The following is an 8530-nucleotide window of genomic DNA, read 5'->3' on the forward strand; positions in this document are numbered from 1 at the left end:
GATCCATGTGGCTGCCCGCCACCAGAAGGAATCCGTCCCCTTGAACTTCGAACATCTGATCCAGATCAACTCCGACGATCCGGGCGTGCCGTCCCTGACCCGCGACCAGCTCTGGGAAGGCCTCGTGCTGCGCGCCGAACAGCCGCAGCTGTTCCTGATCGGTCTCGACAGCTGTGTCGTCCACGAACGGACGGACACGACGCTCGAACGCGAGCTGCACTACGGACATGCGATCGTGCGCGACCGCGTGACGTTCATCCCGAACCAGCAAGTGCGCTACGACATCCATGCGGCCGGCGGTGAAATCGGCGGATCGCTGACGATGACGATCGAGGAGCGTGAAGACCACGAGCTGTTCCTGCGTTTCGAATACCGCACGACGCTGACCGTCACGGACGACAGCGAGGAAGCGCGTCACACGCGCGGTATCGTCAAGGAAGCGTATCGCACGTCGGACATCGATACGGTGCGCCTGATCCGCGAATACGCACAAGGGCGCAAGGACCCTGATCCGCTCCACTGACGGCGGCGGCGGCCCGCGGGCCGCCTCTTTGAATCAAGCTATCAGGTTTGTTGCATCGATCGATAAAGAGTTTTTGTAAATGGGAATAGTTATCATTTAGAATTCATTCCATCGCATCGACTGTTACCGATCAACCGAATGACCGACACCACGCGCCCGACCACGCTGACCTTGCGCCGCACGACCGGCACCGCAAGCGGCAACCGTCAGAAGACGGCAGCGGTCACGAGGCCGGCGAAACCCGCCGGAAGCCGCGATGCCGGCACACGGACCCTCAGCAGCGATGCGCTGCTGCAAGGTCACAGCCACATCAGCATCGCGCATAACGGAGAGACATATCAGTTGCGTGCCACGCGGCTCGGCAAACTGATCCTGACGAAGTAACGACAGAGTATTGTGGGGACCACCTCCCTGAGAGGTGTTGGGCAGTAGCCAGCGTAACGGCTTGCACGCGAGATCTAGACCCCTTCGTGCAAATACACTCAAGCAGCCGTTGCAGCAAGCCAAGCCACTTTTTTGGTTCTCGCACAAAGAAGAAAAAAAAGCGACACGTCGAAAGACGTGTCGCTTTTTGTTTGGGCGTCCGCAGACAAAGGAAAAGGCATCGTGGCTATTGGCGCTGCTGTTTCAGCGCACTCCGGAGCCCGGCGGCGAAACACCTCGCCTGCTACTCCGGAGCGCGGCCGCAAGGCCTTCAATCCCGCATCAGAAACCCCAGAACATCAACCACCACGCGCTGTCGATCACGGCCAGGCCGGCCGCGAACCACGCGAATGCAGCCAGTCGGCGCGGCCACGCCGCATAGCGCCCCGTCACCTTCCAGGCCAGCCACGCGCTCCACGCGTTCGCGCAGACCAGAATCGCGATGCGCACATCCGTCGCCCAGCCGAGCGGCACGTGCTCGGCCCGCAGCAGCGACAGCGTCGTCGCCGACAGCCCGAGGAACACGCCCGCACCCGCGATCGGAATCAGCGCCTGCGCGAGATGATGAAGACGCACGCGGTCGAAACGGCCGAGCATCAGCGTCGCGCCGGCCAGCAGCACGAGCAGCGCGGTACCGTACACGAGCCCCGTGCCGACGATATAGCCGACGACCAGCCCGCCGTCGAGCCACGAGAACACGTCGTTGCGATCCGGGTAATGTGTGAGCAGGAACCACGGCGCATTGGTCTCGAGCGGCCACGTGATGTCGTGGTCGATCAGCCAGCCTGCGAGGAATTGCTTGATCTGCACGAACCACGGGCTGACGGTCCAGTGGAACGCACCGATCGCGACGCCGAGCAGGCCGTACAGGATCAGCGCCGTGTCCCACGGGTTCGCCTGTTGCGCGCCGAGGTTCACGACCTCGTCGGACGGCGAGCGCCACGACAGTTCGATCGCATCGCGGTGCCCGCTGCAGCGGCCGCACATATGGCACTCGGCGGCGCCTTTCATGTTGCGCAACGGCACCAGCGGCGCGCAGTTGATCGGAATCACGCGATGCCCGTGCTCGCCGTTCTTGTACGAGCGTCGCCAGGCATCCTCGTCGACCTTGTAGCGCATCGGCGCGAGCCGCGACAGCAATCCGAACACGCCGTTGACCGGGCACAGGTACTTGCACCACACGCGCTTCTCGCGGCCGTACAGCAGGCCGATCACGATCGCGCCCACGGTCGAGCCGCCGAGCACGAACAGCACGGCGAGCGGGTACTGGTACACGCTGACCATCTGCCCATAGATCGTCGTGAGCCCGAACGCGACGAACGGCCAGCCGCCCCACCGCATCCAGCGCGGAATCGCGGCGCCGCGGCCGAACCGGCTCGCGTATTCGGTGAGCGCGCCTTCCGGGCACAGCACACCGCACCAGACGCGGCCGAGCATCACCATCGACAGCAGCACGAACGGCCACCAGATGCCCCAGAACACGAACTGCGCGATCAGCGTGAGGTTGTTCCACAGGTGCGCGGAATCGTCCGGCAGCGGCAACACCGCCGGCACGATGATCAGGAATGCATAGACGGCGACGACGGCCCACTGGATGCCGCGGATCGCCGCGCCGTGGCGCTGCATCCACTGGCCGGCCTGTGCGAGCCAGCCCGGCTTGGTTGCGGCGGCAACGCTCATGCCGTGCGGCCCGCTGTGATGGCCGGACGGCGGCTCGCGCGCTTCATCAGCAACCAGACGACCGCCCAGTACACCGCATAGGCGACCAGGTTGGTCAGCGCCGGGTGCGCGCGATAGCCGGTCAGCGTCGCGACGAGCGAACCGAACGTGCCGGAATCATCGAGGATCGCGGACGTGTCCCACACCTGCGAGATGCCGAGCGGCAGGATTTCCTTGTCGATCAGCTTGTCGACGCCGGTCTGGAACAGGCCCGCACCGAGGAACAACAGCATCACTTCGGTGACGCGGAAGAAATGCCGCCACGAGAAGTACTTGCCGCCGAGCTGCAGCAGATAGAACGTGAGGAACGCGAGGCCGAGGCCGATCACGACCGCGAGCATCTGGCTCGCGTCCACGTGCCCCGACTGGCCGAAACCGAGGCCGTACAGGAAGATCACCGTCTCGCTGCCTTCGCGGGCGATCGCGAGCGCGACCAGCACGGCAACGCCCCACCAGTTCGAATCGCGCGTGCTCTGCTGCAGCGACTGCTCCATGTCGCGCTTCAGCGTGCGGCCGTGCCGGCGCATCCACAACACCATCTGCACGATCAGCACGCAGGCGATCAGCACCATCGCGGTCTGGAAATAGTCCTGTGCGTCGCCGGACAGCACTTCAGTGAAGCCGACGAGTGCGGCGCCGAGTCCGACGGCCATCAGCAGGCCGACTGCCACACCCGTCCACAGAAAGGGCAGGCCGCGGCGCGCGTCGTCGTCGCCGTTCTTCAGCCATGCATAGAGGATGCCGACGACGAGCAGCGCTTCGACGCTCTCCCGCCAGACGATGAACAAGATCTGACCCATTGAATCCTCCTGACGTGCGGGGCACGGCACTCGTGCACCCGTACGCAGATAAAACGCATTACTTCGCGACGATCACGCCCTGTGCCTGCTGGTGGAAATCGTCGAAAAACTTGTACTCGCCCGGAGACAGCGGGGCGACAACCACGAACGAATCGGCGCCCGGCGCGAGCACCTTCTCCTTGCGCAACTGCACGCTCTCGAATTCGGCGGCGCCCTTGCCGGTATTCCTGATCTCGATCTTGAAGCGCTGACCGGCCGGCACTTCGATGCGGGCGGGGTTCAGCTTGCCGTCCGTCATCTCGAGCTTGAACGTCGGGAGATCGGCGGCATGCGCCGCGCCGGCGAGCCACAGCGCGGCGGCTGCGGCGACGATTTTCTGGGGAAATTTCATTCTGGGTTCTCTACGCTGACGGCGCGCCGAAGCGCGCCGTCCGTGATGCCACCGATCAGTACCCGCCCTTCTTGCCGATGCCGGCGAACGGGAAGTCGTATTCGAGGGTGACAGGCTTGAACCACGCACCCACGCCGGTTTCCTTGTCGACGTGACGGCCGAACGCCATGTGGCCCGACTGCATCGGCGGCTTGACGATCATCGTCAGGTGGTACTTGCCCGGGCCGGCCAGCTTCACGTTGTCGCCGTAGTGCGGGCCGTCGCTCGCGACCATGCCCATCAGGTCGCCTTCGGCCTTCCACTTCGTGTCGCCCTGCTTCGTCAGCTTGTACGTGACCTGCAGGTACGGCATCCAGTCGCCTTCCGCGAAACCCGTCGGGTTGTTCTTGACCGCGTGGATGTCCGCCTCGAGGTGGATGTCCGAATCCGACGCCTTGCGCATCATCCCTTCCGGATCCATCGTGATCGGCTGCAGGTACACCGCGCCGATTTCCATGCCGCCCTGGATCTGCTGCTTGCCGATCGGATATTCGGCCGCCGAGGCCGACATCGCGGCAAGCGCCGCTGCTACCGCAACCGACGTGCGGATGAACGAAGAACCCAACATGGACACTCCTTGTTATTTGTCTGACAAGCTGCCAACCGCCCTCCTGGACGGCTCGCCGAAAACACTAACGCAATGAAGAACGTTAATGCGAACTATTCTCAATACTTGCGAAGTGTAGCACCGAACCGGCGCCGGAACAAACGAGACCCCCGGTAAACCCCTGATGCGACAAGGCTTACAGCCGAGTTACCGGGAGGTTTCAGTGACGTTTGGAAAGATTTACCGGCCGCCGTTGACGTGGTCGCCCACGTTGGCGCCAAACACGCGTTCGCGCAGCAGCGCCAGCTGGTCGCGGGTGGCCGCGGCCTTTTCGAATTCGAGGTTCTTCGCGTAGTCGGCCATCTGCTTTTCGAGACGCTTGATTTCTTTCGCGATCTGCTTTTCCGACATGTCCTCGAACTTCGCGCGTTGCTGCGCTTCCTTCAGCTCGGCGCGCGCGTCGTCGGCGTTGTAGACGCCGTCGATGATGTCCTTGATGCGCTTCACGACGCCGCGCGGCGTGATGCCCATCTTCTCGTTGTGCGCGATCTGCTTCGCGCGGCGCCGCTCGGTCTCGCCGATCGCGCGCTTCATCGACTCGGTCATCGTGTCGGCGTAGAGGATCGCCTTGCCGTTCACGTTGCGCGCCGCGCGGCCGATCGTCTGGATCAGCGAGCGCTCGGCGCGCAGGAAGCCTTCCTTGTCCGCGTCCAGAATCGCGACGAGCGACACCTCCGGAATGTCCAGGCCTTCGCGCAGCAGGTTGATCCCGACCAGCACGTCGAACGTGCCGAGTCGCAGGTCGCGGATGATCTCGACCCGCTCCACCGTGTCGATGTCGCTGTGCAGGTAGCGCACCTTGACGCCATGGTCGGCGAGGAACTCGGTGAGCTGCTCGGCCATCCGCTTCGTCAGCACGGTGATCAGCACGCGCTCGCCGGCGTTCACGCGCGCGTTGATCTCGGTCAGCACGTCGTCGACCTGCGAGCTGGCCGGGCGCACTTCGATTTCCGGATCGACGAGCCCGGTCGGCCGCACCACCTGCTCGGCGATCTGCCCCGTCACGCGCTTCTCGTAGTCGGCAGGCGTCGCCGACACGAACACCACCTGGCGCATCTTGCGTTCGAACTCCGGGAATTTGAGCGGTCGGTTGTCCAGCGCCGACGGCAGCCGGAATCCGTAATTGACGAGATTCTCCTTTCGCGCGCGGTCGCCGTTGTACATGCCGTTCAGCTGGCCGATCAGCACGTGCGATTCGTCGAGCAGCATCAGCGCGTCGGGCGGCAGGTAGTCGACGAGTGTCGGCGGCGGCTCGCCGGGCGCGGCGCCCGAGAAGTGCCGCGAGTAGTTCTCGATGCCCTTGCAGAAGCCGAGCTCCTGCAGCATCTCGAGATCGAAGCGCGTGCGCTGCTCGAGGCGCTGCGCCTCGACGAGCTTGCCGTCGCGGTGGAAGAACTCGAGGCGCTCGCGCAATTCGTCCTTGATCGTCTCGACCGCACGCATCACGGTGTCGCGCGGCGTCACGTAGTGCGACGACGGATATACCGTGAAGCGTGGGATCTTCTGCCGCACGCGGCCGGTCAGCGGGTCGAACAGCTGCAGCGTCTCGACCTCGTCGTCGAACAGCTCGACGCGCACGGCCATCTCCGCATGCTCGGCCGGGAAGATGTCGATCGTGTCGCCGCGCACGCGGAACGTGCCGCGCTGGAAGTCCTGATCGTTGCGCGAGTACTGCATCGCGATCAACCGCGCGATCACGTCGCGCTGGCCGAGCTTGTCACCGGCGCGCAGCGTCAGGATCATCTTGTGGTACTCGGACGGGTTGCCGATACCGTAGATCGCCGACACCGTCGCGACGATCACCACGTCGCGGCGCTCCATCAGGCTCTTCGTCGCCGACAGCCGCATCTGCTCGATGTGCTCGTTGATCGACGAGTCCTTCTCGATGAACAGGTCGCGCTGCGGCACGTACGCTTCCGGCTGGTAATAGTCGTAGTACGAGACGAAGTACTCGACCGCGTTGCGCGGGAAGAACTCGCGGAACTCCGCGTAGAGTTGCGCCGCGAGCGTCTTGTTCGGTGCGAACACGATCGCCGGGCGGCCGAGCCGCGCGATCGTGTTCGCCATCGTGAAGGTCTTGCCCGAACCCGTCACGCCGAGCAGCGTCTGGAATGCGAGGCCGTCGCCGACACCTTCGACGAGCGTTTCGATCGCGGTCGGCTGGTCGCCTGCGGGCGGATACGGCTGGTATAGCTGAAATGGCGACCCTTCGAAGGTCACGAATTTCGATTCGTCGAGCGCGTCGCCGACTTCGGCGTGATGTTCGGACATGGAGTGCGGCCGGAGCGAGGGCAAAAGACTATTCTAGCGCTTCGCGGAGTTGCGGACCGCTGACGGCTCCTGACGCGCGGCAACCGGCCGAAATCGCAATTCGCCGCGCAATCGCCGCCTCCGGCAGCGTGAATTCGCTACAATGTCAGGCTGCTGCGCTTTCCGGCGCCGTGCCGTTGGCGCGCGGTCCGCTGCGCCCGCCCCGCCGGCTGAAAGCCTGACCCTCTTTTCACTACTGCCGAATCATCATGTCGCTCTTCTCCGCTGTCCAGCTTGCTCCCCGCGACCCGATCCTGGGCCTGAACGAAGCCTTCAACGCCGATACGCGTCCGACCAAGGTCAACCTCGGCGTCGGTGTGTACACGAACGAAGAAGGCAAGATTCCGCTGCTGCGCGCCGTTCGCGAAGCGGAAAAGGCACGTGTCGACGCCGGCCTGCCGCGCGGCTACCTGCCGATCGACGGGATCGCCGCCTATGACGCAGCGGTGCAGAAGCTGCTGCTCGGCAACGATTCGCCGCTGATCGCCGCAGGCCGTGTGGTCACGGCGCAGGCACTGGGCGGCACGGGCGCGCTGAAGATCGGCGCCGATTTCCTGCGCACCGTGAACCCGAACGCGAAGGTTGCGATCAGCGACCCGAGCTGGGAAAACCACCGCGCGCTGTTCGAAGCCGCCGGCTTCGAAGTCGTCGCCTATCCGTACTATGACGCCGCCACCAACGGCGTGAACTTCGAAGGCATGCTGTCGGCGCTGAACGGCTATGCGGCAGGCACGATCGTCGTGCTGCACGCGTGCTGCCACAACCCGACCGGTGTGGACCTGACCGAAGCGCAATGGCAGCAGGTCGTCGACGTCGTCAAGGCGCGCAACCTCGTGCCGTTCCTCGACATGGCCTACCAGGGCTTCGGCGAGAACATCGAGGCAGATGCAGCGGCGGTGCGCCTGTTTGCCGCGGCCGACCTGAATGCATTCGTGTCGTCGTCGTTCTCGAAGTCGTTCTCGCTGTATGGCGAGCGCGTCGGCGCGCTGTCGATCATCACGTCGAGCAAGGAAGAAGCGACGCGTGTGCTGTCGCAACTGAAGCGCGTGATCCGCACGAACTACTCGAACCCGCCGACCCATGGCGGCGCCATCGTCGCGGCCGTGCTCGCGTCGCCGGAACTGCACGCTGCGTGGGTGCAGGAACTCGGCGAAATGCGCGACCGCATCCGTGCGATGCGCAACGGCCTCGTCGAGCGCCTGAAGGCGAGCGGCGTGGATCGCGACTTCAGCTTCATCAACGCGCAGCGCGGAATGTTCTCGTATTCGGGCCTGACCTCGGCGCAAGTCGATCGCCTGCGCGAAGAGTTCGGCATCTACGCAGTCGGCACGGGCCGCATCTGCGTTGCAGCGCTGAACACGCGCAACCTCGACGCGGTCGCCAATGCGGTCGCAGCGGTCCTGAAGTAAGTCGGCATCAGCGGGCGGCAGCCGTCACCGGCCCGCCCTGCCCAAACAAAAAACGCGCTCCCCGGAGCGCGTTTTTTTATGCCGTCGTGCATTGTCGGCGACTGCTCGGCACGAGCGGTACGCGTCGCGACCGCCCGTGCCGGATCCCGTTACTGCATGAACCAGCCGTGGCTGACGACGACCGACTGCCCCGTGAGCGCGGCGCTCGGGAACGCCGACAGGAACAGCACCGTCTGCGCGACGTCCTGCACCGTCGTGAACACGCCGTCGACCGTGTTGCCGAGCATCACCTTCTTGATCACTTCCTCT

Annotated in this window: 8 protein-coding genes and 1 pseudogene; 3 read left to right on the plus strand and 6 right to left on the minus strand. The window is 64.5% G+C overall.

Annotated features, from left to right (window positions below; translation table 11 throughout):
* Positions 1 to 40: 40 nt before the first annotated feature.
* Both F3J14_RS19395 and F3J14_RS19400 read left to right on the plus strand, forming a co-directional pair.
* Positions 41 to 523, plus strand: coding sequence for an SRPBCC family protein (locus F3J14_RS19395; protein WP_166724390.1), 483 nt, complete (start codon positions 41 to 43; stop codon positions 521 to 523).
* Positions 524 to 661: 138 nt separating this feature from the next.
* Positions 662 to 907: a hemin uptake protein HemP gene (locus tag F3J14_RS19400; RefSeq protein WP_166724391.1), complete on the plus strand. Its 246-nt coding sequence runs from the start codon at positions 662 to 664 to the stop codon at positions 905 to 907.
* Positions 908 to 1228: 321 nt separating this feature from the next.
* Here the strand turns inward: F3J14_RS19400 and F3J14_RS19405 are convergent, their stop codons facing one another.
* The 5 genes from F3J14_RS19405 to uvrB form a co-directional block, all read right to left on the minus strand.
* Entirely contained in the window at positions 1229 to 2626 is a 1398-nt protein-coding gene (locus F3J14_RS19405; protein WP_166724392.1) for a 4Fe-4S binding protein, read from the minus strand.
* A complete protein-coding gene (locus F3J14_RS19410) occupies positions 2623 to 3465 on the minus strand; it encodes an FTR1 family protein (RefSeq protein ID WP_166724393.1) in 843 nt (280 codons plus the stop codon). Before F3J14_RS19410 ends, F3J14_RS19405 begins: the two co-directional genes overlap by 4 nt.
* 58 nt (positions 3466 to 3523) lie before the next feature.
* Entirely contained in the window at positions 3524 to 3856 is a 333-nt protein-coding gene (locus tag F3J14_RS19415) for a cupredoxin domain-containing protein (protein WP_006760846.1), read from the minus strand.
* Positions 3857 to 3911: 55 nt separating this feature from the next.
* Positions 3912 to 4463: an iron transporter gene (locus F3J14_RS19420; RefSeq protein ID WP_006754465.1), complete on the minus strand. Its 552-nt coding sequence runs from the start codon at positions 4461 to 4463 to the stop codon at positions 3912 to 3914.
* Between the two features lie 219 nt (positions 4464 to 4682).
* A complete protein-coding gene (gene uvrB / locus F3J14_RS19425) occupies positions 4683 to 6773 on the minus strand; it encodes an excinuclease ABC subunit UvrB (RefSeq protein WP_166724394.1) in 2091 nt (696 codons plus the stop codon).
* 248 nt (positions 6774 to 7021) lie between these two features.
* Between uvrB and F3J14_RS19430 the strand changes: the two genes are divergently transcribed.
* Positions 7022 to 8221, plus strand: a complete 1200-nt coding sequence (locus tag F3J14_RS19430; RefSeq protein ID WP_166724395.1) for an amino acid aminotransferase — start codon at positions 7022 to 7024, stop codon at positions 8219 to 8221.
* Positions 8222 to 8370: 149 nt separating this feature from the next.
* Here F3J14_RS19430 and F3J14_RS19435 read toward each other — a convergent pair.
* Positions 8371 to 8530 (minus strand): annotated as a pseudogene (locus tag F3J14_RS19435) (3-hydroxybutyrate dehydrogenase); the annotation flags it as partial.

This window comes from Burkholderia sp. Tr-862 (genome assembly GCF_011753085.1).
Lineage (GTDB): Bacteria > Pseudomonadota > Gammaproteobacteria > Burkholderiales > Burkholderiaceae > Burkholderia > Burkholderia ambifaria.